Annotated in this window: 28 protein-coding genes and 1 tRNA gene; 10 read left to right on the forward strand and 19 right to left on the reverse strand. The window is 56.7% G+C overall.

Annotated elements, in window-relative coordinates:
* Positions 1-82: 82 nt before the first annotated feature.
* Positions 83-574 (reverse strand): PaaI family thioesterase, encoded by a 492-nt coding sequence (locus tag PH5382_RS06120; protein ID WP_058333474.1) that lies wholly within the window; start codon positions 572-574, stop codon positions 83-85.
* Positions 575-692: 118 nt separating this feature from the next.
* Positions 693-1,559, reverse strand: a complete 867-nt coding sequence (gene metF / locus PH5382_RS06125) for a methylenetetrahydrofolate reductase [NAD(P)H] (protein WP_058333475.1) — start codon at positions 1,557-1,559, stop codon at positions 693-695.
* 125 nt (positions 1,560-1,684) lie between these two features.
* Between metF and PH5382_RS06130 the strand changes: the two genes are divergently transcribed.
* Entirely contained in the window at positions 1,685-2,590 is a 906-nt protein-coding gene (locus PH5382_RS06130) for a LysR family transcriptional regulator (protein WP_058333476.1), read from the forward strand.
* Between the two features lie 222 nt (positions 2,591-2,812).
* On the opposite strand, the gene PH5382_RS19945 is transcribed toward PH5382_RS06130, so the two are convergent.
* Both PH5382_RS19945 and PH5382_RS06140 read right to left on the reverse strand, forming a co-directional pair.
* On the reverse strand, positions 2,813-2,989 hold the full coding sequence (locus PH5382_RS19945) for a hypothetical protein (protein ID WP_058333477.1): 177 nt from the start codon (positions 2,987-2,989) through the stop codon (positions 2,813-2,815).
* Between the two features lie 140 nt (positions 2,990-3,129).
* Positions 3,130-3,816, reverse strand: a complete 687-nt coding sequence (locus tag PH5382_RS06140) for a TetR/AcrR family transcriptional regulator (protein ID WP_058333478.1) — start codon at positions 3,814-3,816, stop codon at positions 3,130-3,132.
* Between the two features lie 69 nt (positions 3,817-3,885).
* Here PH5382_RS06140 and PH5382_RS06145 point away from each other — a divergent pair, with 69 nt between their 5' ends.
* Genes PH5382_RS06145 through PH5382_RS06160 form a run of 4 tightly spaced genes read left to right on the forward strand, consistent with a single transcriptional unit; the run spans position 3,886 to position 7,857 of the window.
* Positions 3,886-5,232 carry a flavin-containing monooxygenase gene (locus tag PH5382_RS06145; RefSeq protein ID WP_058333479.1) on the forward strand — a complete coding sequence of 449 codons (1,347 nt, stop codon included), beginning with the start codon at positions 3,886-3,888 and terminating at the stop codon, positions 5,230-5,232.
* Positions 5,229-6,131 (forward strand): bile acid:sodium symporter family protein, encoded by a 903-nt coding sequence (locus PH5382_RS06150; protein WP_058333480.1) that lies wholly within the window; start codon positions 5,229-5,231, stop codon positions 6,129-6,131. Before PH5382_RS06145 ends, PH5382_RS06150 begins: the two co-directional genes overlap by 4 nt.
* On the forward strand, positions 6,128-7,057 hold the full coding sequence (locus PH5382_RS06155; RefSeq protein ID WP_058333481.1) for an SDR family oxidoreductase: 930 nt from the start codon (positions 6,128-6,130) through the stop codon (positions 7,055-7,057). The genes PH5382_RS06150 and PH5382_RS06155 overlap by 4 nt, the downstream gene beginning before the upstream one ends.
* A complete protein-coding gene (locus tag PH5382_RS06160) occupies positions 7,054-7,857 on the forward strand; it encodes an SDR family NAD(P)-dependent oxidoreductase (protein ID WP_058333482.1) in 804 nt (267 codons plus the stop codon). The genes PH5382_RS06155 and PH5382_RS06160 overlap by 4 nt, the downstream gene beginning before the upstream one ends.
* Before the next feature lie 70 nt (positions 7,858-7,927).
* Here PH5382_RS06160 and PH5382_RS06165 read toward each other — a convergent pair whose 3' ends face one another.
* Positions 7,928-8,968 (reverse strand): NADP-dependent oxidoreductase, encoded by a 1,041-nt coding sequence (locus PH5382_RS06165; protein WP_058333483.1) that lies wholly within the window; start codon positions 8,966-8,968, stop codon positions 7,928-7,930.
* Between the two features lie 263 nt (positions 8,969-9,231).
* Between PH5382_RS06165 and PH5382_RS06170 the strand changes: the two genes are divergently transcribed.
* A complete protein-coding gene (locus PH5382_RS06170; RefSeq protein WP_058333484.1) occupies positions 9,232-10,017 on the forward strand; it encodes an inositol monophosphatase family protein in 786 nt (261 codons plus the stop codon).
* Between the two features lie 86 nt (positions 10,018-10,103).
* Here the strand turns inward: PH5382_RS06170 and PH5382_RS06175 are convergent, their stop codons facing one another.
* The 3 genes from PH5382_RS06175 to putA are packed head-to-tail and all read right to left on the reverse strand — an operon-like array spanning position 10,104 to position 14,742.
* Complete coding sequence (locus PH5382_RS06175) at positions 10,104-10,481, reverse strand: GFA family protein (RefSeq protein ID WP_058333485.1); 378 nt, start codon at positions 10,479-10,481, stop codon at positions 10,104-10,106.
* A 10-nt stretch (positions 10,482-10,491) separates the two neighbouring features.
* A complete protein-coding gene (locus PH5382_RS06180; protein WP_058333486.1) occupies positions 10,492-11,277 on the reverse strand; it encodes a rhomboid family intramembrane serine protease in 786 nt (261 codons plus the stop codon).
* Between the two features lie 57 nt (positions 11,278-11,334).
* Positions 11,335-14,742, reverse strand: coding sequence for a bifunctional proline dehydrogenase/L-glutamate gamma-semialdehyde dehydrogenase PutA (gene putA, locus PH5382_RS06185; RefSeq protein WP_058333487.1), 3,408 nt, complete (start codon positions 14,740-14,742; stop codon positions 11,335-11,337).
* Between the two features lie 126 nt (positions 14,743-14,868).
* Here putA and PH5382_RS06190 point away from each other — a divergent pair, with 126 nt between their 5' ends.
* Complete coding sequence (locus PH5382_RS06190; protein WP_058333488.1) at positions 14,869-15,339, forward strand: Lrp/AsnC family transcriptional regulator; 471 nt, start codon at positions 14,869-14,871, stop codon at positions 15,337-15,339.
* Positions 15,340-15,398: 59 nt separating this feature from the next.
* Here PH5382_RS06190 and PH5382_RS19950 read toward each other — a convergent pair whose 3' ends face one another.
* On the reverse strand, positions 15,399-15,785 hold the full coding sequence (locus tag PH5382_RS19950; RefSeq protein ID WP_197410014.1) for a hypothetical protein: 387 nt from the start codon (positions 15,783-15,785) through the stop codon (positions 15,399-15,401).
* Between PH5382_RS19950 and PH5382_RS06200 the strand changes: the two genes are divergently transcribed.
* Together PH5382_RS06200 and PH5382_RS06205 are read left to right on the forward strand one after the other, a co-directional pair.
* Positions 15,724-16,281 carry a tetratricopeptide repeat protein gene (locus PH5382_RS06200; protein ID WP_058333490.1) on the forward strand — a complete coding sequence of 186 codons (558 nt, stop codon included), beginning with the start codon at positions 15,724-15,726 and terminating at the stop codon, positions 16,279-16,281. The genes PH5382_RS19950 and PH5382_RS06200 overlap by 62 nt on opposite strands.
* A 170-nt stretch (positions 16,282-16,451) precedes the next feature.
* A tRNA-Leu gene (locus PH5382_RS06205) sits at positions 16,452-16,538 on the forward strand.
* Positions 16,539-16,838: 300 nt separating this feature from the next.
* Here the strand turns inward: PH5382_RS06205 and PH5382_RS06210 are convergent.
* The 7 genes from PH5382_RS06210 to PH5382_RS06240 form a co-directional block, all read right to left on the reverse strand.
* Positions 16,839-17,111 (reverse strand): hypothetical protein, encoded by a 273-nt coding sequence (locus PH5382_RS06210; protein WP_058333491.1) that lies wholly within the window; start codon positions 17,109-17,111, stop codon positions 16,839-16,841.
* The gene (locus tag PH5382_RS06215; protein WP_058333492.1) at positions 17,108-17,557 is read right to left on the reverse strand and encodes a DNA cytosine methyltransferase; all 450 of its coding nucleotides are present in this window, start codon (positions 17,555-17,557) and stop codon (positions 17,108-17,110) included. The genes PH5382_RS06210 and PH5382_RS06215 overlap by 4 nt, the downstream gene beginning before the upstream one ends.
* 77 nt (positions 17,558-17,634) lie before the next feature.
* Positions 17,635-17,880: a hypothetical protein gene (locus PH5382_RS06220; protein WP_058333493.1), complete on the reverse strand. Its 246-nt coding sequence runs from the start codon at positions 17,878-17,880 to the stop codon at positions 17,635-17,637.
* A 47-nt stretch (positions 17,881-17,927) separates the two neighbouring features.
* A complete protein-coding gene (locus PH5382_RS06225; RefSeq protein WP_156414845.1) occupies positions 17,928-18,188 on the reverse strand; it encodes a hypothetical protein in 261 nt (86 codons plus the stop codon).
* 27 nt (positions 18,189-18,215) lie between these two features.
* Positions 18,216-18,464: a hypothetical protein gene (locus tag PH5382_RS06230; protein ID WP_058333495.1), complete on the reverse strand. Its 249-nt coding sequence runs from the start codon at positions 18,462-18,464 to the stop codon at positions 18,216-18,218.
* Positions 18,465-18,544: 80 nt separating this feature from the next.
* On the reverse strand, positions 18,545-19,051 hold the full coding sequence (locus tag PH5382_RS06235) for a hypothetical protein (RefSeq protein WP_058333496.1): 507 nt from the start codon (positions 19,049-19,051) through the stop codon (positions 18,545-18,547).
* A 102-nt stretch (positions 19,052-19,153) separates the two neighbouring features.
* Positions 19,154-19,648, reverse strand: a complete 495-nt coding sequence (locus PH5382_RS06240; protein WP_058333497.1) for a type IV secretory system conjugative DNA transfer family protein — start codon at positions 19,646-19,648, stop codon at positions 19,154-19,156.
* Positions 19,649-19,827: 179 nt separating this feature from the next.
* On the opposite strand from PH5382_RS06240, the gene PH5382_RS19705 reads away from it, so the two are divergent.
* Positions 19,828-20,595, forward strand: coding sequence for a hypothetical protein (locus tag PH5382_RS19705; protein ID WP_156414846.1), 768 nt, complete (start codon positions 19,828-19,830; stop codon positions 20,593-20,595).
* Here the strand turns inward: PH5382_RS19705 and PH5382_RS06245 are convergent.
* The 3 genes from PH5382_RS06245 to PH5382_RS06260 form a co-directional block, all read right to left on the reverse strand.
* Positions 20,533-21,261 carry a hypothetical protein gene (locus PH5382_RS06245; protein ID WP_058333498.1) on the reverse strand — a complete coding sequence of 243 codons (729 nt, stop codon included), beginning with the start codon at positions 21,259-21,261 and terminating at the stop codon, positions 20,533-20,535. The two genes, PH5382_RS19705 and PH5382_RS06245, sit on opposite strands and share 63 nt — an antisense overlap.
* 195 nt (positions 21,262-21,456) lie before the next feature.
* On the reverse strand, positions 21,457-21,765 hold the full coding sequence (locus tag PH5382_RS06250; RefSeq protein ID WP_058333499.1) for a transcriptional regulator: 309 nt from the start codon (positions 21,763-21,765) through the stop codon (positions 21,457-21,459).
* A gap of 838 nt (positions 21,766-22,603) precedes the next feature.
* Positions 22,604-25,390 (reverse strand): bifunctional aconitate hydratase 2/2-methylisocitrate dehydratase, encoded by a 2,787-nt coding sequence (locus PH5382_RS06260; RefSeq protein ID WP_058333501.1) that lies wholly within the window; start codon positions 25,388-25,390, stop codon positions 22,604-22,606.
* Positions 25,391-26,069: the final 679 nt, after the last annotated feature.

Consider the following 26,069-nt stretch of genomic DNA (forward strand, 5'->3'; position numbering starts at 1 on the left):
GCCTTTGTGTGCCGCCAGTAAGTGTGTGAAGCACGTGCAGACCTGACTGATCATGCTGATCTGCGCTGCTCGGATAGGCGCTCTAGGCCTTTTTGCCAAAGACATTCATCACGATACAGGTGGTTGATCCGGTAGCATAAAGCTTGCCATCCTCAACCCCGCGAATTTGACCATGGGCGATCCCGGTGGAGCGACCGACATGGTCGATATCGCCGGTGCAGTCCACGGTAGTGCCCAGTGGGATAGAGCGCAGAATGTTGATTTTGTATTCCAGCGTCGTATAGGCAGAGCCCTTGGGTACGGCTGTCATCACCGCACAGGCCATCGCACTGTCGAGCAGGGTTCCGTACCACCCCCCATGCACGGTGCCCATCGGATTGGTGACCTCGAATTCGGGCGTTCCGCGAAACACCACATGGCCCTCGCGCACCTCATGCAGCCTGTATCCCAGCTGGGCGCCGATAGGCGGGCCGGGCAGGCGCCCTTCAAGAATGCCCTGCATGAACTCCAACCCTGACAGCTGGGTGATTTTTTCCATCGGCAGAAGGTCTACGGGTGATTTTGCGATAAACATGGCTTGGCCCTTTGTCGTCTTTCCGATCAGAAAGCAGAGCCTGAAGCATATCTGGGCGCTGCAGGGTGCGTTCCTTTTTGGAATGACCTTAAAAGCCGGGCTGCGGTAGCAACAAGCCTTACGCTACGTTCTCAAGAGCAGCCTTTGGTGTGATGCCAAGCGCGAAGCAGACATCGCGGGTCAGCTCAGGCCGGTTGAGGGTGTAGAAATGCAGCTTGTTGACGCCCTCGTCCAGAAGTTCAGAGCACAGTTCAGTGCAAAGTGCTGTTGCCAGCAGGTCTTCGCGATCATCGCGGATAGCCTTGTCAAAGGCATCATCCAGCCACGTGGGAACCTGGGTGCCGCAACGCTGAGCAAACTTGCGCACACCCTTCCAATTTTCGATTGGCAAGATGCCCGGAACCAGAGTGTCGCCATCAATGCCAGCAGCTGCGCAGGCATCGCGAAAGCGGAAGAATGTTTCGGATTCAAAGAAAAACTGCGTCAGGGCCTCGTCAGCCCCGGCGTCGAGCTTGCGTTTCAGCCAGTCGACATCTGCTTGGGTGGTGGCTGCTTCGGGGTGTTGATCGGGGTAGGCGCCAACACGCAGGGTGAACTTTCCGGTCTGCGCCAGTGCCTCGACCAGCTCGACCGAATTGGCAAAGCCTTCGGGGTGTGGCGTAAAGCTGCCTTCGCCTTTTGGAGGATCTCCTCGCAGGGCAACAATTTCGCTAACGCCTGCCGCTGCAAAGTTTTCTGCAATCTCAAGCGTTTCCGCCTTGCTGGCATTCACGCAGGTGAGATGGGCCGCGACATTCAGACCAGAAGAAGAATGCAATGTTTTGACCGCGTCACGGGTCAGATCACGGGTGGTGCCGCCCGCGCCGTAAGTGACGGAAACAAAACGGGGATCCATTGGCGCCAGGACCTGAATTGTATCCCAAAGCCGGAAGGAGGCTTCGAGATTTTGCGGCGGGAAGAATTCAAAGGAAATCTTGGGCGTCATGTCTCTGCTCTCTCGTTTCGCTGTCATATCTTGCGGGCGTTTCTTAGGATTTCAGCACTTGTTGCACAGGCAGCATTGTGAGACAATTTCATAATTCTCAAGAACAACATGAGTTGACCTGCAAAATGCATATCGAATTTCGCCATCTTCGTACTATCAAGGCCATCCACGAGGCCGGCGGGCTGGCGCGCGCAGCAGAGCAGCTCAACATCACCCAGAGCGCGCTGAGCCATCAGATTAAGGGGCTGGAGGATCAGGCCGGGGTCGAGTTGTTCCTGCGCCGGTCAAAGCCGATGAAGCTGTCGGCGGCGGGCCTGCGACTGTTGCGGCTGGCAGATCAGGTCTTGCCGCAGCTCGAAGCGGCGCAGGCAGAGTTTTCATCCCTGCGCGATGGTCATGCTGGGCGGATGCATATCGCCATCGAATGCCACGCCTGTTTCGAATGGCTGTTTCCGGTGCTCGAAGGGTTTCGCAAAAGCTGGTCGGATGTGGATGTGGATATCCGTCCTGGCCTCGCTTTTGACGCGCTTCCCGCGCTGCAAAAGGAAGAGGTGGATTTGGTGGTCTCGTCAGATCCCGAGGATATTCCGGGCGTCGATTTCATCGAGCTGTTTGACTACAAAGCAGTTTTTGTGGCCTCTTCGCATCATCCGCTGGCGCAGAAAGCCTATATCGAGGCTGAGGATTTTGCCGATCAGACGCTGATAACCTATCCGGTGGAAAAAAGCCGGTTGGATGTGTTCAGCCAGCTGTTGATTCCGGCCCGGGTCGAACCTGAGAGCATTCGTCAGGTGGAGCTGACTGCGGTGATCCTGTTGCTTGTGGCTTCGAACCGGGGAATTTCGGTGTTGCCGGACTGGGTGGTGCGTGAGGTGAAGTATTCATCCGACTATGTGACCCGCCCGCTGACCAAGACCGGCATAACTCGGCGTTTGTATGCGGCGATCCGTAGCGACGATCGCGAAAAACCTTACATGCAGGAATTGATCCGTTTGGCCAAAGTAGAGGCCCGCAAGCTGCAACAGCAATGAGGGCATGCTTGAGGAGCGCAGTTGGTGCGCTCTGATTTCAAAACAACCTTGGAGCCCCTTACGGTCTCGAAACATGAGGGGCTCTCAAAATGCGTTCGGCAATTGTACCCTTAATTCCAGCCTGGGTCGGATCTCAGAAAAACGGGGACCACACCACGGGGTAGAACCTCGTGGTCGCTTCCTGCTGAGCAGGAGGCAGTTAGCCGGGCGCAACTGGTTCTGCTATTTCTTGTCGCGCGCGTTTTTTTCTTCTTTGGTCAGCTTGTTGTTCCAAACATTGTTGCTCAGCCCAAGCTCGGCTGGTGCGGGTTTGGTCTTGCCAACGCTGACTTTGCCGCCCTTGTTCAGAAATTCCTGAATAAGCGCGTCATCGGTTGTTTCTTTGGGGACATGTTTCATGAGGAAAGCCTAGCCTGTCTGCGACAGACAGGCAATCAAAGCTATTGTAACAGCCGCTGTCTGCGGCGGGTTTTCAGTGTGTGTTCGATGGCGCAGTGACAACTCGTAAAACTTCCAAAAGCATCATATATTGCAAAGAGTTAACCTGAGATATTAAAGTGCGCGGGAGGCGACTTAAATCCCGCTTCGCAGAAATCCAACAGTGCTTCGGTGAGATCCAATCCATTTTCGGATGCGGAAAGTGCGTCGATCCTCCAGCGCGAGGTGCAGATAGACAACATTGATGAAACCATGAAAACGAAATGAGCGCTGATTCTCTGTGCGCAGACATCTGGCAGAACACGGCTGATTTCATCGATGAAGATCTTTGCCGTAGGGTCGAAACAGGTCTCTGAGATGTGACGCCAACGTGCGTCGGATGAGACATAGGCGATTAATCTGCCATAGGCTGCCCATTCGGGTCCACCTTGCAAAAAGCGGTCGGTAAAGGGCTGGATGAAGCAGGCCAGAACGTCGCGCAGGCTAGGGGCGGCGGTAGCTTTCTTGTGGGTCAGCGCTTCAAACCGCGCCTGGGCAAGTTCGTCCGCGCGTCGCGAAACCACCGTTACGAACAATTCCTCCTTACTGCCACCATGATGGTTCACCAGTGCACCTTGTACCGGTGGCCCCAGTTGCGAAGCCGCCCGCGCGATGTCGCGGATTGATGCGCCCTCATAGCCGCGATCAGCAAAGACCTGCTCTGCCGCGTCCAGGATTCGCTTTCGCGTCTCCAAAGATCTCTGGCTAGGGGCCCTTTGTCTTTGTTTTTTAACAGGTTCTTTCGTCATGGTAGGAATATCTTGCCTTATTTTTAACAGTCGTTCAATCTAAAACGAGGGCGAATGGGAGGAATACGAATGTCAGAACAAAGGGACGCGGTGCCAAGGGGTGCCGCGACGGAGAAATACGCCTTGATCGGTGCCGGGCCGATGGGCCTGGCCATGGCCAAGGTCCTGCGTGAGCAGGGAATTGCTTTTCGGGGGTTTGAGCTGAATTCAGATGTCGGCGGGCTTTGGGATATCGATGCGCCACAATCAACAATGTATGAAACTGCGCATCTGATCTCGTCTAAGTCGATGACGGAATTTTCCGATTTTCCAATGCGCGCGGATGTTGCCGAATACCCGTCGCATCGCGAAATGCGCAGCTATTTTCGCGATTTTGCACGGCATTATGATCTTTACCGGGACTATTCTTTTAACAGCGAAGTTCTGTCTTGTGAGCCTGTCGGGGAGGCGGGCGCCGGATGGCAGCTGCGCTGGCGTGACGGTGACGGGGCCGAGCACAGCGATGTCTTTGCTGGTGTTTTGATCGCCAACGGCACCCTGGCAGAGCCAAATATTCCAAGCTTCAAGGGGGATTTCAGCGGTGAGATGATCCATTCCGCCCAGTACCGCGACCCGCGCCAGTTCGCCGACAAGCGGGTGCTGATCGTGGGCGCCGGCAATTCCGGCTGCGACATTGCTGTAGATGCAATCCATCACGGGGCGAGCTGCGATATCTCGATGCGACGGGGATATTACTTTGTGCCAAAATATGTTTTCGGCAAACCGGCCGATACAATGGGCGGGCTGATCCAGCTGCCGATGTGGCTCAAGCGCCGGCTCGACGGCATGATCCTGAAATGGTTCGTGGGGGATCCGCAAAAATACGGTTTTCCAAAACCGGACTATGCGCTTTATGAAAGCCATCCGGTGGTCAATTCCCTGATCCTGTTTCACGCCGGGCATGGCGATCTGAACGTGAGGCCCGACATTGACCGGCTCGACGGCAAGACGGTGCATTTCTCGGATGGCAGCAGTGCCGACTACGATATGATCCTGACCGCAACAGGCTATCTGTTGCACTATCCTTTCATCGACAAGGAACTGCTGAACTGGCAAGGGTCCGCACCGCATCTTTATCTCAACTGCATGCATCCCGACCGGGATGATCTCTTTGTGCTCGGCATGGTCGAGGCCTCCGGGCTGGGCTGGCAGGGGCGACATGAGCAGGCCGAAATGGTGGCGCGATACCTGAAGGGGTTGCAGTCCGGATCGGCTGGAGCACAGCGATTGAAGGAAGAAAAATCAGCGGGATTTGAACGTGCCACCGGCGGCATGCAGTATCTGAAACTCGCCCGTATGGCCTACTACGTTGATAAGGCCACCTATCGCAAAGCTGTCACTGGCTGGATCAAGGCATTGGGAGGGCGCGCAGCATGAGTGATATTGATGATATCTTTCTGAACTTCAGTCCTACCAGTCTTGTGGTCTTGAACGCGGTTCTGGCCATCGTGATGTTTTCCGTGGCACTCGACTTGAAAACAAGCGATTTTGCCCGGCTGATGCGCGCACCAAAACCTGTTCTGACAGGGCTTGTGTCGCAATTTGTGATCCTGCCAGCGCTGACATTTCTGCTGGTGTCGGTCATGCAGCCGCGCGCCTCGATTGCGCTGGGTCTGATCTTGGTTGCGGCCTGTCCGGGTGGCAATATCTCGAACTTCATCACTCAGCGGGCTGGAGGAAATGCGGCCCTGTCGGTGTCGATGACCGCCTTTGCCACCATTGGCGCCATTCTGTTCACACCGCTCAATATCGCTTTCTGGGGAGGCCTTTACGAGCCAACTCGCGCGATTCTCACTGCGATCCAGATCGCCCCGCGCGACATCGCGGTGACCGTGACACTGATGCTGATCCTGCCGCTGATCCTTGGCATGGCCCTGAACAGCATGCGGCCACAGCTGGCGGGCAGGATCCGGCGCCCGCTGCAAAATCTGTCGATGGTGATTTTCCTTGCCTTCATCGTGCTCGCACTTGCGGCCAACTGGGACTTCTTCCTCGGCTATGCGCATTACGTGGCCTTGCTGGTAGTGTTGCACAACACAGTAGCGCTGGCGGGCGGCTATGCCACTGCGACAGTTGCGCGACTGTCAGCATATGACAGGCGGGCGGTGACGATTGAGACGGGCATCCAGAATTCCGGCCTTGGCCTGGTTCTGATCTTTGGCTTTTTCGGCGGCCTTGGCGGTATGGCCGTGGTGGCGGCGTTCTGGGGTATTTGGCATGCGATCTCGGGAATTGCGCTGGCCAGGGTCATGTCCCGTGTGGAGGCTCAGCGATGACAAAGGTCTTGATTACTGGTGCCGCTGGCGCTGTTGGATCGGCTCTTTTGCAGGAGCTGGCGCAAAGTTCCTATGAGGTGGTGGCAACCGATCTGCGACCGCCAGCGACCCTGCCCGAAGGGATCCGCTTTGTCGCCTTGGATGTGCGCGCTTCGGACCCGGACGAGGTGATTGGACGCGAGAGACCCGATGTGGTTTTGCATCTTGCCTCGATCGTGTCGCCGACGACGCGGGATTTTGCCTATTCGGTTGATGTCACTGGGTCGCGCAATGTGCTGTCGGCCTGTCTGCGCCATGGGGTGCGCCGCCTGGTCACGACATCCTCGGGGGCGGCATATGGTTATCACGCGGATAATCCTGTGCCGCTGGTGGAGACAGACCGTCTGCGCGGCAATCCGGAATTTGCCTATTCCGATCACAAACGCCAGGTCGAGGAAATGCTGGCCGAGACCCGCAACACAGTGCCCGCGTTAGAACAGGTGGTGCTGCGCGTCGGCACCGTATTGGGGGCGGGGTTGGAGAACCAGATCACGGCCCTGTTTCACAAGCCACGGCTGTTGGCCCTGACGGGCTGTGAAAGCCCGTTTGTGTTCATCTGGACGCAGGATCTGGCGCGCATTTTGCACCGCGCCATTGATGCGGGGCCTGCCGGTATCTTCAACGTCGCAGGCGATGGTGTCCTTGGCGTTTCAGATCTGGCAAAGGCACTGCACAAACCGGTTTTGCGCCTGCCACCCTGGCTGTTGAAGGCGGCGCTGGCGATTGCGCATCCACTAAAACTGTCGCGCTACGGTCCGGCGCAGGTGCGGTTTTTGCAGTTCCGGCCTGTGCTGGACAACACGGCTTTGAAAACCACATTTGGCTATGTACCAGAATTGACCAGCGCCGAAGTTTTTGATCTGTGGCGAAAGGCGGCCGGGCTATGACAGAACGATCAGAGGTTCAAAACACGATCTCAGCGAAGACCGCCATCATCACAGGCGGGGCAGGCGGGCTCGGGCTGGCGCTGGAGGCGGCTTTGCGCAGGCGCGGCTGGTTCACGGTGCTGGTTGATCTTCCCGGGCCAACCCTGGCGGCGCTGGAGACGCTGCCGGACCGCATGACCTGCGCCTGTGATCTGACTGACAGCGCTGCCATGCAGGTGTTGTGTGATGAGATCCGCAGCCAGCGCGCCTCAATCGATATGGTGATCTACAATGCAGGCATAACCTGGATTGGTGACTTTGCCGATCTGGGCGACGCTGCCCATCGCAAAGTCTTTGACATCAACTATTTTGCGGCTGTGCAGATGGCGCAGGCACTACAGCAGGATTTGCGCCAATCGCGGGGGGTACATCTGGCGATCTCTTCAGTTGCCGGGTTCAGCCCCTTGTTGCGTCGCACCGCATATGCTGCCAGCAAACACGCGCTGGAGGGGGCTTTCAAATCGCTACGCTCTGAGGAAAAGCCCTATGGCGTGCGCTGTGTTATCGCCGCTCCCAGTTTCGTCGCCACCAATATTGGCAATCCCGAAACCGGCACCGATGGCGTGGCCCGGCCGGGATCGGCAACTGACGGCGTCGACTACATGACACCGCAAAGTGCAGCCGAGGTGATCCTGACCGGGGTCGAACGTGGGCGCGATTTCATTCCAGTGGGACGCATTGCGCGACTGTCAGCGCTTGTGAACCGGCTGTCACCGCGCCTGTTTGCCCGCTTGATGGAGCGCAACATCGGGCGAGACTGAAAAAAACGCCTCCCCCGTGGGTGCGGGGGAGGCGGAGCAAAAGCCGATCTTTGGATCAGGTGTCTGTCGTTCAGACCAGCTTGACGATCTGTTTGCCGGTATTGCCGCCGGTCAGCATCGCCATAAAGGCTGCAGGCGCGTTCTCCAGCCCCTCTGCTGTGTCTTCTAAGAAGCGAATTTCGCCCTTGGCCACCAGGGGCGCGACTTCCTTCAAAAACTCCGGGTAGCGATCAAAGTGATTGGAGATGATGAAACCGTTCACCGAAAGGAACTTGACCAGAATATTGCGCCAGATATTGGGGCCGGTCAGGGCCGTGTCGCTGGCGCCTTCGCCAAGTCCGCCGGCATTATACCAAGAGATCATGCCGCAGATCGGGATCCGCCCATGGGGGTTCATCAGCGGGAGAACCGCCTCCAGCACCTTGCCTGCGACGTTTTCAAAGTAGATGTCGATGCCTTTGGGGCAGGCCTCTTTCAGATCCTTGCGCAGGGATTTGGCGTCTACATAGGCGCGGTGATCCAGGCAGGCGTCAAAGCCGAATGTGTCGACAGCGAGTTTGCATTTCTCTGCACCTCCGGCGATGCCGACTACACGCAATCCAGCCTGTTTCGCCAACTGGCCCACCATGGAGCCCACGGGGCCTGTGGCTGCCGCCACCACCAGAGTTTCGCCTGCCTGTGGGCGGCCGTAAGCGGACAAGCCATGCCATCCTGTAAACCCTGGCATGCCCAAAACACCTAGGGCAGCCGTGATCGGCCCCTGTTTCGGGTCGAGCTTTCGCAACTCTTTCGCGGGCAGACAGCCATGGCTCGCCCAGCCAAACATGCCAAAGGCAAAGTCACCAACCTGAAAATGCGGACTGTTGGAGGCGACAACCTCGCCAACGCCACCGGCCTCCATGCAGCCACCGATTGGCACCGGGGCGGCATAGGATTTGGCATCATCCATCCGACCGCGCATGTAGGGGTCCAGTGACATATAATGCACTTTTACAAGCACTTCACCTGCACCGGGTATGGGCAGTGCGCTGCTCTCAAGGCGGAAATTCTCGGCTGTAGGCGCACCATCGGGGCGGCTGGCCAGCACGATCTTTTGCATCTGGTCGGACATCTGTATCTCCCTTTGTGAATTGACTGCAGGGGGTGACCTGCAAGGACCGTTTTTCTGAACTGTGTAGTTCACTTTCTGCTTTGGCAACTGCCGTTGTCGCGTGACCCTGCGGAAAACGGCCTGGGGACTTTGATAGGAGCTTGAGACAAGGGGGTGAAAATCGATCACCATCAGGTCCTGATTGACCCTTGGCAAAACCGGGCTTGCGGCGTATAGGCACGGTTTGACCGACATCTCCCCGACCGCAACAGGATCCAGCAGACATGATTGGCAGCGCAAACCTCAACGTGATGATCAAAGCCGCCCGCAAGGCTGGCCGCTCTTTGGTGAAAGACTTCGGCGAGGTGGAAAACCTTCAGGTCTCGCGCAAAGGCCCCGGTGACTTTGTCTCCAAGGCTGATATTGCCGCTGAGGCAATCCTGAAAGAAGAGCTGATGGGCGCGCGCCCCACATATGGCTGGTTGGCCGAAGAGGGCGGCGAAATTACTGGCGAGGATCCTACCCGCCGCTGGATCGTGGACCCATTGGATGGCACCACCAATTTCCTGCATGGTCTGCCACATTGGTCCGTCTCCATCGCACTGGAGCACAAGGGCAAGGTCACAGCCGGTGTGATCTATGATCCCTCCAAAGACGAGCTGTTCTTTGCCGAAAAAGGCGCAGGGGCCTGGATGAACGAGAGCCGGATCCGCGCTTCGGGCCGCCATCGCATGATCGAATCCATTTTTGCCACTGGGCTGCCTTTTGCCGGCCGCGCTGATCTGCCCGAAACTCTGCAGGACCTGGCGCGCCTGCTGCCTGCGACCGCCGGTGTGCGGCGCTTTGGCTCTGCTGCGCTGGATATGGCTTATGTGGCCGCCGGCCGCTACGAGGGCTATTGGGAGCGTCGTCTCAACGCTTGGGATCTGGCAGCAGGTATCATCATCGTCAAAGAGGCCGGTGGTCTGGTTGAGGCTTTGGATCCTGAAAAGAGCATTGTGGAAAGTGGCGAAGTCATCTGCGCCAATGAAGCGATCTACGAGACCTTTGCCAAAGTGATCCGTTGCTGATCCGCAGCAGATCATCTCTGACATTTCGAATGATAAAACGCGGCTCCAAGGCCGCGTTTTTTTTGTCTAACCGCTTGCTGTTTTACTTACTGATCTGAGGGGTGATTGACGCCATCGTTCCAGGGAATCTCGCCATAGGTTTCACTGTGATGACGCGGATTTCCGCCCGTGATACAGCCAAGATTGACACCGCTTTGCGTAGGATCTGACCGACGTTGATGATGGGTGTAGATGCCGCAGGTTTTGCAGAAATAATGCCGGGCCGTGTGCGTTCCCCAAGAATAGCAGCTCAGGTTGTCGCGGCCCTTGTTTATTTGCAATGAGGCTGTGAGGGCTGTTACCGCAGCCGCGCCCCGGCGCAGGCAGAAGGAACAGTCACAGCGTGCAGCCGAGCACAGCCCGTCAGGGAAGTCTGCCGAAAGCTCGACTGCGCCACAGTGGCAGCTTGCTGTCAGTGCAACCATATGATGTTCCTCATTTCCCCCAGGGTCCAGATCTGTTGTATCCGGGTTTCTTTTGTTTGCGCGGCAAGCGCGGAATGCGGGTGGCGCTATAGGTGTATTGGGTTCTGGGATTAGCGGGCCTGCCTTGGCCTTTCGTCCAGAACGATGTGCCACCGCGCAGCAGCCAGAGAGGGAGGGTCAGCACCAGCCCGACCACAAATCCCCCTGCATGGGCCCAATAGGCTACGCCGCCCTCATCAGGGTTGGCGCCTAGACCGCCGAGAAACTGCAAGCCGAACCATAATCCCAGCATCAGCGCAGCCGGCACCGTGATCACCCGGAAAAACACGATCAGGATCAGCAGGATATCAACGCGCGCCTTTGGGTAGAGTAGCAGATAGCCGCCCATGACCCCGGCGATAGCACCGGAGGCGCCGATGGTGGGCACCTGAGAGTAAGGCGCGACCCAGACATGGATGATACCGGCGCCAATACCGCAGGCGAGATAGAAGGCGAGAAAGGGAAGATGCCCCATCTCATCTTCCAGGTTGTCGCCAAAGATCCACAAGAAGAGCATATTGCCGCCCAAATGCATCAGCCCGCCATGGATAAAGACTGAGGTCAGCAAGCTCGCAGAACCTTCGCCACGCGTGATCTCCGCCGGGATGATCGCATAGCTTTGATAGAACTGCATCAATGCGCGCGGATTAGAATGGATGCCAAAATAGAGCAGATAGGCCAGCACATTGACGGCCATCAACCCGTAGACAACATAGGGCGTGCACTCTGAAGGATTATGATCGCGCAGGGGAAACATGCAGTGACGCTGGGCCGGTTTCAGCCCAGCGTCAAGAGCTTACCTGCAGGTTCTGACCTAGCCTTCGCCCCCCAGAAGGGCGGCATTGCCGCCAGCTGCGGTTGTGTCGACGCAAACGTGACGCTCTGCCAGAACGCGGGCGCGGTCGGGCAGGCCGGGGATCAGCGGCAGGATGGGGCCTTTGCGTTTGGCCAGAGTACGCTCGATCTCGCGGCCGATCTCAGCGTCACCCCACCACAACACGCCGGCAATGCCCTGAATGAATTCCAGTCTGTGCAGATCGAACATGCCATGGGCCTCTATCGCGGTGCCGCCCATGCCGATGACCTTTTTGGCCTGTGCCGCTGCCGCCTCTGGCCCGGGTCCCATGCACAACAAAGGTGCGCGGGCCGAGGTGGTCAGCCGGTTGGATTCCCCGGTCGGGCCGGGCAGGGTGGTGGTGATCGGGCGGCCAGGCACTCCAGTTTCAGCAGGCAGTTCCGCCAGATTGCTTTTCCATTGTGTTGTTGCCTGCTGGCGGTCCGGGGCGCAGAACCGCGCTAGATAGTTGGGGCCACCCGCTTTGGGGCCGGTGCCAGACAGGCCCTCGCCGCCAAAGGGTTGGCTTCCGACAATGGCACCAATCTGGTTGCGGTTCACGTAGATGTTGCCTGCGTGAATGCGGTCGCAGACATGCTGGACCCTGTCATCGATGCGGGTGTGCAGACCAAAGGTCAGCCCATAGCCCGTCGCATTGATATCGCCGATCACCTTGTCGAGATCCTGTGATTTGAACCGGGCCACATGCAGCACCGGGCCAAAGATCTCCTCTTGCAGGTCACCAATGCCGGAAACCTCGATCAGGGTGGGGGCCACAAAGGTGCCGCTTTGCGGTGTGGTCATCTCTTTCAGCACCCGGCCCTGGGCACGGGCCTCGTCGATATGGGCGAGGATCCCGGCGCGCGCGCCTGAATCAATCACTGGGCCGCTGTCGATGTTGAGGTTCCAGGGATCGCCCAGGTGCAAAACATCCATCGCGCCTTTCAGCATGGTCAGCACGTCATCGGCGATGTCTTCCTGCAGATAAAGGCAGCGCAGCGCCGAACACCGCTGGCCAGCTGATTGAAACGCGCTTTCGATCACCGATTGCACGGCCTGCTCGGGCAGGGCGGTACTGTCAACGATCATCGCGTTCAGCCCGCCGGTTTCGGCAATCAGCGGCGCGCCGGGCTGTAGGGCGTCGGCCATGGTTGCACGGATCCGCATCGCGGTGGCGGTAGAGCCGGTAAAGGCCACGCCATTCACGCGCGCATCGCCCGTCAAGGCCGCACCGATTTTGGAGCCACGTCCCGGCAGCAGTTGCAGGGCGGCGCGTGGAACACCTGCCTCGTGCATCAGCGATATCGCACGATGGGCAATCAGCGGCGTCTGTTCCGCCGGTTTTGCCAGCACCGCATTGCCACAGGCCAGCGCGGCGGCAATCTGGCCAGAGAAAATGGCCAGCGGGAAGTTCCAGGGCGAGATGCAGGTGAACACTCCGGCCCGGGCTGCATCGGGGATATGGGCGGCGTAGTAGCGCAAAAAGTCCACCGCTTCGCGCAGTTCCGCCACCGCATCGGGAATGCTCTTGCCGGCTTCGCGCGCCAGAATGGCAAATAGCTCGCCAAAGTTCTCTTCATAGAGATCGGCTGCCTTGTTCAGTGCTGCGGCGCGTTCATATGCGGGGGCGTCCCAAGGTTGGGCCGAAGCCAGCGCCAGTTCGACATCCTCGGCACTGGAGGGGGAGACCTTGCCGACGGTTGTCAGGTCTGATGGGTTGATAACATCCTCGGCCACCTCGGGCCTGGCTTCACCGTCGATCAAGGGGGCGACTTGCCAGCTGTGCTTGCGCCAGGGGGCACGCGCCTTTTCGATGCGGCTCAACGTTGGCGCATGGCCGAGGTCGAAGCCCTTGGAATTGGGCCGCTCAGGGGCATAAAGTTCGGGGCCAGTTGGGATCTGGTTGGCACAGTCCGATGCCGCAATAAAGGGGTCTGCTGCAACGATTTCAGGTGAGACGTCTTCATCGACGATCTGGTTCACAAAGGAGCTGTTGGCGCCGTTTTCCAAAAGGCGGCGTACCAGATAGGCCAGAAGATCACGATGCGCCCCAACCGGCGCATAGATGCGACAGCGGGTTTGGTTCTGGTCCAGCACCATATTGTGCAGGGTTTCGCCCATACCGTGCAGACGCTGAAATTCATAGGTTTCGGCATCCCCCGCCATATGCAGAATGGCGCTAACAGTGTGGGCATTATGGGTGGCAAACTGCGGATAAATCCGATCGGTCATGCCCAGCAATTTGCGCGCATTGGCGATGTAAGAGACATCGGTCAGCGCCTTGTTGGTATAGACCGGGAAGCCATCGACGCCTTCGACCTGGGCCAGTTTGACCTCTGTGTCCCAGTAGGCGCCTTTGACCAGGCGCACCATGAAACGACGGTCGTATTTTTCGGCCATCTCAAACAGCGCATCAATTGCGAGGCCCGTGCGTGGACCATAGGCCTGCACTACTACGCCAAAGCCTTCCCAACCCGCCAAAGAAGGATCAGACACAACCGCCTCGATGATCTCCAGTGACAGCGACAGCCGGTCGGCCTCTTCGGCATCAATGTTGAGCCCCATCTTGGCGGATTTGGCCAGCAAAGCCAGCGCCTTGATGCGCGGCACCAACTGTTCCATGACGCGCTCTTCCTGGGCCAGCTCATAGCGCGGATGCAGCGCCGACAGCTTGATCGAGATGCCAGGGTTTTTGCGGATGTCACTGCTGTTGCAGCCTGCTGCAATCGCCGAAATCGCTTTGGAGTAGGCGAGGTGGTAGCGGGCAGCATCTGCCTCGGTACGCGCGGCTTCGCCAAGCATGTCATAGGAATAGGTATAGCCCTTGGCTTCCATCCCGGCAGCGCGTTTCATGGCAGACTCGATGCTTTCTCCCAAAACGAACTGACGGCCCATTTCTTTCATGGCGCGCCCCACGGCGGTGCGAATGACCGGCTCGCCAAGCCGTTTGACGGCACCGCGCAGCGCACCCACCGGGCTGCGATCCTCGTCCAGCACTCGGCCGGTGAGCATCAGCGCCCAGGTCGAGGCATTGACCAGCGACGACGAAGATCTGCCAAGATGTTTGCCCCAATCAGAGGGCGCGATCTTGTCTTCAATCAGTGCGTCGATGGTATCGGCGTCGGGCACCCGCAACAGCGCCTCGGCCAGACACATCAGTGCGACACCTTCATCGGTAGAGAGACCATATTCGGCCAGAAAAACCTCCATCAATCCAGGAGAGGAGTGACCGCGAATATCACGCACCAGAGCGGCGGCATTGGAGCAGATCAGGGCCCGGTCTGCCTCGCTTAGCGCGGCGGTGCTGCACAAGTGACCAAACATGTCCTGTTGGTCGACATAGGTCCCGGCGTCAATTCGGTGGCGCAGTTTAATATCATTGCTCATCTGAGAAACTCCAATTCATATGCGGAGGGCATTTTGCTCAGGATAGGGGGTTTTTGGCGGGACAAATCACTTATCATGTGAGAATATTGATCCAAATGGTGTGTTTTTCATGAAGGGGCAGTTCAAATGGGTTTTTCTGATCTGGATCGTTTCGACCGGGAGATTCTGAATGTCCTGGGGGCGGATGGTCGAATTTCCATTGCTGATCTTGCCCGGCGCATTGGATTGTCCAAATCGCCGACGCAGGCCCGGCTCAGACGGTTGGAAAAGGAAGGTATCATCACCGGTTATCGGGCTTTGATAGATCCGATCCGGCTCGGGCTGGATCATGTCGCCTTTGTCGAGGTCAAGCTCGAGGATACGCGGGAAGCTGCCCTGTCAAAATTCAATGCCGCGGTATCGCGGATCCCTGAGATCGAACAGGCCCATATGATGGCGTCACATTTCGACTACCTGCTAAAGGTGCGCACCCGGTCTATGTCGGCCTATCGCCAGGTTCTGGGCGAAAAAATCTCCTCCTTGCCCTACGTCTCGTCGACATCGACCTACGTTGCGATGCAGGCCGTCAAAGAGGACGGCGGCCTGGCCCCGGTTTGAGTCGGCCCCGGTTTGAGTTGGTCCCGGTTCCGCCTTGGGCGATGCATCGCTTTGGGCAATCATCGACGAAAAACAAGAGCAACAATGGCGCCAGGTTGACGCAGCACCGACTGAGCAGGATTGATCCGATTGGCACTCTCCATAGGGAGCCCCCTGCTGGGCGCATCAAATTGCGGACGCGAAAAATTGATTTGCCAGCTGGGGGCGGATTTTTGCAGCATCATCATATGCTTTTTTTTGCCCAGAAAATCCCGCCATCCCGTACCGACAGCCAGCCCCCCACTGGTGTGTTCCTGGCTCTGATTGTCGGACTGGGTTTGTTCGCGACTCTTCTCGTGCCTGCGGGCCCGGCGTTTGCCGAAAGCTCTGCCCAAAAGGGCCGAGATGATCTCTGCCCAAAAGGGCCGAGATGATCTCTGCCCGGCCGCACCGGACCATAGTGCCACTTTAGACCGCTTAATCCGCGACGTTCAGCGTGCAAGTTCCGAGGCGGATGCGCGGAGGATTTCAAATCAGATGTGGGCCTTTTGGGCCCAGGCCCCGGATGCACGCGCGCAGGCCATTTTGGATCGTGGGATGACCCGGCGGGCGGCGTTTGATTTTCTTGGCGCATTAGCGGATTTTGATCTGCTGATTGCCTATTGTCCGGACTATGCCGAAGGCTACAATCAACGGGCTTTTGTACATTACCTGCGTCAGGATTATGCGACCGCTCTGCCAGATCTGGATCGCGCCATTGCCCTGTCGCCGCGCCATGTTGCGGCCCTGAGCGGCAGAGCGCTATCGCTCTTTGGCCTGCAACGCATTTCCGAGGCGCGTGCAGCTCTGGGCGCGGCACTAATCCTGAACCCTTGGCTACCCGAACGCAGCCTTGCAATCCCCGGTGGAGCTTTGTCGCAGGAGCCAGTACAACCGGCTCCGCCGTCTGGAGAGGACCTATAAGGGCAAGGCCTTTGGAGAGCGACAGATAAGCGACGCAAACTGTAGTGCTGTTTGTACTGAGAGCGGCCACATGTCGTGCAAATGACTTACCGCTGTATAAAACCGATTGTACACCGCTGCCGAGCTCGCTAAATCTGGGCGCAGGGTGCCAGTTGCGCCTCACACGTTGTGCGGGCGTGATGGAATGGTAGACATACCAGACTTAAAATCTGTTGGGCCTTGTGCCCGTGTGGGTTCGAGTCCCACCGCCCGCACCAAATTGCCGTTGAAAACATTGAATAAAGTGTGACTTTATGTGTTTTGGCCCCCACTCACTGTGGCGCTTTCCGGGGTATAGATCCCGTCAATTTGGGCAACGGAAAACACAGGCCGAGACCCTGGGTATGGATGATGTTTGTGAATCAGACCGTTTCTAACCATCTTGTAAAACGTGTCCCGACCAAAGGGCCAGCGTGGAGAGCGGATTGCCTGGATGCCAGTTACAAACTTGGCTTCTTCTGGAACGTAAGCTGAAGTCATAGGGCCTCCGGTTGCTGCTTAGTGACTGTTTGATCGTTTTAGCGGGAGGCCGCGCGTTCCAGTTCATCCAGACGCGTACGGGCTTGGTCGATAGTGATTTGATCAGATTTGCGTTTGACGAGAACGCCCAATGCAAGGAAGCAAGTGAAAATGAAGCCGGTCCATTGCATCGCGCTACTCTCCAGGACTGCGCCTGTCCCAATCAGGATTAGAGGGATCAGCGTGAAATAGAGCCGCGCCTTCCAGAGCGCTGGCGTCCGGTGATCAATGATGTGGATGAAGGTGGGATCAGTGGTGGTTTTTGCTGTCATGTGAGGCTCCATTTAACGGGTGCGGTTTCCTGAAACTCCACCACGTTCTCCAGCAGGATCACCTCGGGGCGAACAAGCTTGATCCAATGGGGTACGATCCAAGCCAGAGAGTGGCGGTTGCGGCAGACAGGCTTGCCGCCCTTGGCGCGGCTAAAATCCGTCCAATCTGGACTGGCCCAGAGCAGCCCGACCCGCTGGCCAGTCTTCACCAGGTCGCGCGGATCTACAGCATGCACTGATGTAATCCGGTGTTCGGTCTTTGGGTGGTTGGCGGCATGTAGGGAGAGGGCGGTTTCGCAGTGGTTGATCGCGAAATGCGGCTCAATTCCGAGTGCTGTGGCTATTCCGGTCGAGGCACCGCCACCACCGGCAAATAAATCCGCTATGATGGGCTGCGAAACCGGAGCCGGTTGCGCTAGGTCTTCTGGGTTGAAAAGGGAGGTCATGGCGGCTCCATCAAAGGGGTGCGGTTTGAGGTGTTACTGCAGTAACAGCCGGTCTGGCTGTCGATGCGGTTTCGGTGCTAGGTGGAAATTCCGGCGCGGATCATCGCGGCGGCAATTTCCTTGGCTTCCTTGGCAAGGGCGTCGTGCCAGTTCTCGGGATCGCCGGGGCGCCATTTGTAGCGGTTCGGGTGCGCAAGCATGCCTTTCATAGCTGCGGTTGCGATCCTCTCGACTTGGCTTGGGGGGACGGGAGGTTTGGCGTCCAGCAGGTTCTGAACGCGGTCAAGTTCGGCGCGGAGGCGGTCTAGTTCAGCGTTGGACATGGTTTCTCCTGAGTTTCATCTATGCGCGCGTTCTTGGGGTGGGTGGGTCAGTTTTTACCTTCGGCGCGGCGCATGCGGCGGATGCTTCGGCGCATGATGCTGGCGCGTTCTTCACGCATGGTCGCGAGCGCCATTTCCTTGCGCTGGATCCGGTTGTGCAGCCTCGCCAGTCGTTCAAACTCTTCCGGGTTGGTGTGGTGTGTCCATGGCGCGCCCAGGCCGAATGGCTCTTCCTTTTCGGCGGCGGGGGATTGCTCCAGTACAGCAGCAGCCAGTGCACGAATTTCAGTTTCTGAGGTGTGCTTCATGGTCATTTACCCAAACTTTCTGGGGGCTTAGCTGCGGCCCGCCCAGATCAGAAAATCAGTGTGCATTTCTTCAAACGGCTGAAAGGCGTCGTTGTCAGTTGCCAGATTGCGGCGGCTGAAGACGCCGCAGACGGTGCGCAGGTGCTCGGTGGCGGCGGTCGGGCTGAACTGGTGGCCGGGGAAGCCGTTGCGGGTGGCTGCGTAACGCCGAAAGGCCACGTCATTGGAAAGCATGGCGGCGCGCATTGGGGCTTTGTCCTGGGTGATCTGCTGCATAGTTGCCTCCTGTCGTCTGGTAGGGGCGCGGCTGTTGTCTGTGAGTGGTGGGCTTTGACGCCGCGCCCCCTGTGCAGCGCTCACACTGCGGGTGTGGCTGTAGATGCCGGGGCAGGGCCTGCGCCGTCGTAGGGGCAGTCTGGGCGGCCATCCGTGGCGCGCCTCTGTGATTTCCCGGCCCGCGCTTTGGTGATCCAGTTATCGATGGCCTCAAGACTGTCTGCGCCTGAGCCTTGGATGCCGTGAAGCGCTGCGCGGTGGGTCAGTGTTTCTGGCTCCCACCAATCGGTAGGATCATCGCTGGGCGGTGTGAGGGTGCCGCCGAGGTCATGGAATTTCAGGATTTTGCAAAGGCCCTGCTGGCCGGTGATTTCCGCTGCGGCTGCGGCCAGTGTGTGAGGGGGCATAATATACTCCAATGTGGCAGCCTTTTTCTCATAGGCACCGATCACTGAGCCATTGGTCGCGTTGATGATCCGCGCCAGCAATGAATCGATCTGCTTTTCAGCCGCAGTGATTTGCTGTTTGACGGACGCCTCTGCGTCTTTGATCTGTTCTGATCTGCTATCCCACGCTGCGTGGAACATGGTTCTCGCCAAAGCAATCATTGCCGAACTGGGTTCAAGAGTTTTGACGACTTCGCCAAAGGTGTCTTCTAATTTGTCACGGGGATGGATTTACCGTAGCTGCTACATGTCTTGGTTTGACACGGATAGTACTGATAATGCTTGTTTTTTGTACCATGAGGAGCGAAACGGCACAGGAATGATCTGCGTTGTGCCTTTGCCCGAACGCGTCGGGGCGACGGTCAGAAGATGTCGATCACCTTTGTAAGAGATAGCCCTGTGGTCTTCGCGCACGAAGGTTGACCCAAGCCGAATACCATCTGCACCAATGACATTGGCTTCTTGCAGATCTTCAGCATTTGCCCAACGGCTAGACCCAAAGGTGGTTGGAACTGCCCCCCCCAAAACTACGAGACAAAGTAGCCACTCGAGGATGCCAGCTGCTGAGCGGGCAACCAAAATGGGCGGATTGTGGTCGTGTCCACCTTTGATGGTTTCGGGTGCGGGAATGGAGGGAATTGCCAGTTGCTTTGCTGAGATCTTGCCCAAAACACGCTTGGCGCAGGCGGGCGTAAGGTGGTCAGTGGTCAGGTGAGAGCTTTGTCCGTCCCTGTCCATTTTAGCTCCTAACGCTGCGTGGTGAAGTGAAGTTATGTCCAATAAAATGGCTATTCAGTATTTGTGTCCAAAATTTTAGCCATAGAAATCTCTGCTCCCAACGCAATTCCTTGTTGGGGTGTCTGAGTGTTAAGGCACAGCCTTGTTGGCTGTTTCGAATAGGAGAGAGGAAAAGTAGCATGCGAACTGTTGAAGTTGCCGGGGCACTTGGCGCCCTGCGGGCGAACATGATGGAGGACGGCTTCACCATCAGGGAGGTCGGTGATGTTTCAACCATCCCTAGTTTGATCGAGAGAATTGGAAAGCCGTATCTAACCCCAATATCCAACCCGCTGCACAATGACTTTACTGAGGGGAATTCAATTTGGTTGGTGGCAGAAAAAGACGGGGAGCCAGTCTACCTAGGGTGCGCCAGGCTTGAAGACTTGGGGAGTGAAAGCGTTAGCCGATATTGGTCGCGAGTTCTTAGTCGCGCATACTCCGAAGGAGGGAGGGAGAGTGTAATCGAGAATGTCCGTCCAGAGGTCGATAAGGCGCTGGGTGGAAGGATTGTCTACTTTGGGGATCTCTTTGTTAAGCTGAAGGGGCGAGGTTCAAGGAGGGCCTTGAGATCATTTGTCGCAATTGGTCACTTGGCCGTTTCGTTGAAATGGAATCCGGATTGGATTTATTGTTTTGTGAGGGAGGCGGATATTCTGCGCGGTGCAGCCATCTTGTACGGCTTTACCACACTCTTTCCCAACCCCTTTCATTGGGTGGAGCCACCATTTCCACGTGATAACTCTGAGTGGTTGGCAGCCCTGCCGAGATCGGAAGTTTGGTACTGTGCCGAGGCCGCTTTGAGTGCTGCGAGGGGTGGCACTGGATCTCAAGAAGGTTTGAAGTCAAATCACCAGAAGAGAAAAGTTCAAGATGAGGCTCGCCCCATCGCTACATTTGACGGGTAGCAGCACGCGGATGAATTCCATTTTGACCCGAATGGGTTGATTGGGCATTTGGACGTCCAGAGATTCTAGGGATACTCTTGGGCCGCTCGTCAATGTACTAGAGTAATCAGCAACCCAGCGGGCCTTGAGTTCTTGATCTGGAACTGTGTCTAAGGCACGTTGCAGAATTTCCCTGCTGGGTTGGTTCATTGTTATGGATGAGAGGCTTTTTGCACCTACTTTAAGAACCTTGAGTGTGGAGTCTTCAGGCTGAGTTGGTTTGTACTGATCACAGTGATCAAGGTGGTCTCTAAATGCTTCGAACATGCCGCCAGACTTCGCGAAAACTCTGATGAGGCCGTCTGCGGTGGGTGTCTTGCCATTGAGTAGATACTGTCCTGTAATGGAGTCGCCAGCATGGTCTAGGAGCTTCGAGCTAGCGCTTGAAATTGTCGGTATCGGAGGTGCCATCCCGGCAAGGTAGTCAAGGGAAGTGCCGAGCAATCCTGCCACTCGGGCCATTCCGAAGAAGCCTGGCCCGGTCTGGGAGATATCAAGCCTCTTATCGTTAACAATGCTCCAAACGGTTTTCTTGCTTAAGCCTGCGTCTATGGACAATTTCCAGATGTCCTTTCTGTATTGGGATGAATCAATCGCCCCTTGAAGTCGACCCCTAAAACCCTTCATGAAATTACCTTTCCAAAATTATGGAATTAAGTTGCCTTGATTTGACCACATAGATCAAGCTAGAACAACCCATAGGTTGAGAGAAATTTGCATGGACCCGCTAGGGGGTGGAATTGAACGCGACTGAGTTCTGTATAGAGATTCTCGCAATGACGGAGCGGGAAAGAAAGGCTTTACGCTTCTACGGTGAGAGCTTCACTTTTTGTCAAGGAGAGACAAAATCCCATCACGAGCCTGAGGCTCTTTCTCCATCAGAGCCATTAAACGCTCTGTCTCTGGAGAGACCTCAAACCCAAACAGAACGTAAGCGAGACTGAAGCCGTTGGCACTACAGATCTGTGCCAACTTTTGTACAGTTGGCTCTGCGCCACCTTTGATCACCGAGTGCAGATAGCCAGGGGTGCTCTCCCCTTTGATCGAGGCAACCCGCATGGATACGCCGTGCTCCTCTAGCAGGGCTTGAAGGCGCTCGCGCATGGCGATGGTGTCGTAGGTAGCTGTCATTCCGGGATTGTCCAATATAATGGAAGGGTGTGCACGTCCTTTATTTTGGAAACTTTACTTATCTAAAATAATAGATGCAACTTCAGGCGATGAAACACGCAAAAACAATATGACTTGATAGACCCTGTGGTTCCTTTGGGGGGAGATCCTTGGCCTGATCAGGCGTGCAGAAGCCTTCTGTCACGCCGAGAACTGGTCTCAAGGGTATTTGGGGAAGCTTGTAGCGGGCGACGGCATGATTTCAAACCGCTTGGCCGCGACTGGAAAGGTGCAGGCTCGCTGGCTTCTACGAATTGAAGAGTACCCGGACCAACTTGAAGGGGGCATTGAAGAGGTCAAAGAGGTTGGTCAATGAGACCGCCTCAATTTCTTCAAGCCCTTGCAAAAAATAGCCCGACAAAATGTGTGCGACAGCGAATGAGACGCTCCTCATAGCCATTTCTGCAGGATTGCACGTGCAAGCATTCGGGCTTCGTCGGTAGCGCGAGCCGCCCACGATTTCTGTTGTGGATTTAAGGTAAAGTCATGATTCATAAAGGAACCCATTGGCTGGCCGATCTCGATCCCGGCCTCAACTTTCCCAGCTCTGCCGGGACAAGTGCGCAGGACAGGCTTGGGACATGATCTGGATTGGAGAGGCCGGGGCATGTGCCCGTTTTGGGACTGTGACCAGAGCATTTGAAAACCCTCTCCTAACAGGTGATTCCGCGATTCTGCAGGTCAATCCTAAGCGCGTGCCGCCATTGCGGGTGGGCTGTGTATCCCCCTGTCTGGCAGGGGAATACACCATGTTTAGGCAATCAACCAGGTTCAGATAGGTTCGGCCCGGCTGTCACTCTTAGAAATGAACCGAACGCGCGCCAGCTGGTTTTTCGACCGGCGGGGCAAACTTGGTCAGATCAATGCCCTCAACGGCAGCTTTGTATTCTTCCATGCTGGGCGTTCTGCCCAGAATGGCCGAAAGAACAACGACAGGCGTCGAGGCCAGCAGGGATTCGCCTTTTTTCTCGGTCGAATCTTCCACAACACGGCCCTGGAACAGGCGTGTGGATGTGGCCAGAACTGTGTCGCCTTTGGCGGCTTTTTCCTGGTTACCCATGCAGAGATTACAGCCAGGGCGTTCGAGATACAGGATGTTTTCGTATTCTGTACGCGCCGCACTTTTGGGGGCGAAGTCGTCGAACTCAAAGCCGGAATACTTCTGCAGGATTTCCCAGTCGCCTTCTGCCTTCAACTCGTCAATGATGTTGTAAGTAGGTGCAGCAACAACCAGAGGTGCCTTAAACGTCACTTTACCTTCGGTCTTTTCGATGTTTTTGAGCATTTGGGCGACGATCTTCATGTCTCCCTTGTGGACCATGCAGGATCCGACAAAGCCCAGATCGACCTTTTTGTCGCCGCCATAGTAGGAAATGGGGCGGATAGTGTCGTGGGTGTAACGCTTTGATACATCGGCGTTGTTGACGTCGGGGTCAGCGATCATTGGCTCAATGATTTCGTCGAGATCGACAACGACCTCAGCGAAATACTTGGCGTTCTCATCCGGTGTCAGGGCAGGGTTCTCACCCGATCTGATCTCGGCGATACGCTTGTCTGCCTTGTCGATCAGGCCCTGAAGTGTCTGTGCTTCGTTGTCCATCCCCTTGTCGATCATGATCTGGATGCGGCCTTTGGCCAGTTCCAGCGAGCCGATCAGGGTCTCATCATTGGAAATACAGATGGAGGCCTTGGCCTTCATCTCGGCGGTCCAGTCGGTGAAGGTGAAGGCTTGATCCGCCAACAACGTGCCAATGTGCACTTCGATGATGCGGCCCTGGAACACGTTGTCGCCAAATTGCTTGAGCATCTGCGACTGGGTCGCATGCACCACATCGCGGAAATCCATGTAGTCTTTCATGGAGCCTTTGAAGGTCACCTTGACGGATTCAGGGATCGGCATGGTGGCTTCGCCAGTGGCCAGCGCCAGCGCAACAGTGCCGGAGTCGGCACCAAAGGCCACGCCTTTGGACATGCGGGTGTGGCTGTCGCCGCCAATGATGATGTCCCAGTCATCCACGGTGAGGTCGTTCAGAACCTTGTGGATCACGTCTGTCATCGCCGGGTACGCGTCCTTGGGATCGCGCGCGGTGATCAGGCCGAACTTGTTCATGAAGGCCATCAGTTTCGGGATGTTGGCCTGGGCTTTGAGATCCCACACGGATGCGGTGTGACAGCCCGACTGGTAGCCAACGTCCAGCGACGGTGAAATCACCGTGGCGGCCATGGCTTCCAGCTCCTGCGCGGTCATCGGTCCGGTGGTATCTTGCGAGCCTACAACATTCACCTTTACGCGCATGTCCGATCCGGCGTGTAAGGTCTCGCCCGGGGTGGTGCCGCGGGCATTGCGGTTGAAGATCTTTTCAACAGCCGTCAGGCCCTGTCCGTCAACCGACACCTCTTTGGAGGGTGCATAGGCAGATTCGAGCGGCTGTCCCAGCGCCTCGGCGGCAAATGTCTGCAGCTTTTTACCAAAGACCACAGCATAGGAGCCGCCGGCCTTCATGAATTCAGCCTTTTGCGGCGTAAAGGAGGATGAAACATCCACCAGCTCGATGTCACCATCATAGAGCTTTTTGGTCTTTGTGTTGATGGTCAGCACCTTGCCCGTCTCGACCGAATAGGTCTGCTCCAGCACCGGATCACCGTTTCCGTCCAGAAGGGTATTGCCATCGGCATCGGTCTTTTTGACCCAGTTTTTAAGATCAAGACCTATTCCGCCGGTCACACCAACGGTGGTCAGAAAGATCGGCGAGATACCGTTGGTACCTGCGACAACTGGGGCGAAATTCACAAAGGGCACATAGGGGCTGGCCTGTTTGCCAGTCCACAGGGCGACGTTGTTTACGCCGGACATCCGCGAAGAGCCAACACCCATGGTGCCTTTTTCTGCGATGAGCATGACCCGTGCATCAGGATGGGCCTTTTGCAATGCTTGAATTTCGTCCTGGGCTTGTGGTGTGATCAAGCATTTGCCGTGCAGCTCACGGTCGGCGCGGGAGTGCGCCTGATTGCCAGGCGACAGCAGGTCGGTGGAAATATCGCCTTCGCCAGCGATATAGGTGACGACCTTGATCTCTTCGTCGATGTCGGAAAGTTTGGTGAAAAACTCAGCCCTAGCATAGCTTTCCAGAATGGCTTTGGCGACTGCGTTGCCAGCGGCATAGGCCGCAGCAAGGCGATCGGTGTCGGCTTCATACAGGAAAACCTGCGTTTTCAGAACCTCTGCAGCCTGATCGGCAGTGGCAGCGTCATCGCCCAGAGCGAGATCAAGAAGCACGTCGACCGAGGGGCCGCCTTTCATGTGCGACAGCAACTCGAAGGCAAAGGTCGGAGAGATTTCTTCGACAACGGAGGTGCCAAGAATGATCTCTTTCAGGAATTTGGCCTTCGCGCCAGCTGCGCTCGTGGTGCCAGGCAGGGTATTGTAGATAAAGAACTTGAGAGAGTCTTCCCGGTGCGCGTTTCCGGCATCTTTGATCTGCGCGATAAGCTCGCTTACGAGCGCGCCATCATCAATGGGCTTTGGGTGCAGTCCTTGCTCTTTACGCGTGGCGATCTCATTTAGGTAATCTGTGTACAAGCTCATGACGAATCCAACGGTTTGGTGCTAGAGTTAGTTCAAGCGCCGGGTCTCAGACACCTCTGTCTCACCGGCACTCAAATGCGTTGTATGCCGAAGTATACCTTATGGGTCTGAGTTGCAAGATGCCTCGCCGGCCTGCTGATTGCCCATCTCCCCTCTCCGTTGGTTACAGAACCGCTTCGCAGTTTCTTTTACCATCGTAACCACAGGACGGAATTGAGCGTTGGGACGAAATCCAAAAAACTGAACCTTGCTAATAAACTGGTTCCCCTCCAGAGATCGCAGACCCCAGATTGACGCCTTTGTCGACCTCTACACCCATCAGGGCCACCACGCGATCCTCAACAATGTCACACCAGAAGAAGACTGCTTCGGTCGCGATAAAGTCATTCCGGAATGAAGAGAATAGATGGAAGGCAAGCTCACAGGCAAACCTGCAGGCAAACCCTTGGACAAATTGTGGCGCAGTTTCTCGCGCCGGGCAGTGAGGAGACGCGTTAGGTAGGTCAGGTAAGGAGGTGTGGGGGCGGCGGCGGCGGCCTTTCATGCCTGAAACCAATCTCTTGGCACAGCAGATGAACACGATGGACCAAAAGCCAAGCATGCACTAGCGTTCAACTTGGGTTACTCAGTGTCTGATTACTCAGTGCAGGTTCACTCGGTCGGGGAGGCTCACGACTGT

It is taken from the genome of Phaeobacter sp. CECT 5382, from assembly GCF_001457775.1.
In the GTDB taxonomy this organism is placed as follows: Bacteria; Pseudomonadota; Alphaproteobacteria; order Rhodobacterales; family Rhodobacteraceae; genus Pseudophaeobacter.